Annotated in this window: 1 pseudogene; it reads right to left on the reverse strand. The window is 36.1% G+C overall.

Going from position 1 to position 266, the window contains the following annotated elements:
* Positions 1–20 precede the first annotated feature (20 nt).
* A pseudogene (locus tag P6709_RS19995) lies at positions 21–86 on the reverse strand (peroxiredoxin); the annotation flags it as partial.
* Positions 87–266 lie beyond the last annotated feature (180 nt).

The following is a 266-nucleotide window of genomic DNA, read 5'->3' on the forward strand; positions in this document are numbered from 1 at the left end:
AAATTGGGGAAATGTCCTTAATTGTTGTGGAAAACAGTTTGATACTGAAGTTCTCCTTCTGGAGAAACAATGAACAATCCGCGAAGTTTCCTCCTTTTGAAGACTTTTTGAATGAATCCTCATTCATTTTTTAGATAAAAAAAAGCTGATGATGAATTTAATCCAGCCTCTTTTGCTGCGATGGGCCTGAATTTTGGTACAATTTAAAAATAAAGGATTACCAGAATAAAGGGTACGGAGCTCAAATGGTTGAATTCGCCAAGAGC

The organism is Jeotgalibacillus sp. ET6 (genome assembly GCF_029667115.1).
Classification (GTDB): Bacteria; Bacillota; Bacilli; order Bacillales; family Jeotgalibacillaceae; genus Jeotgalibacillus.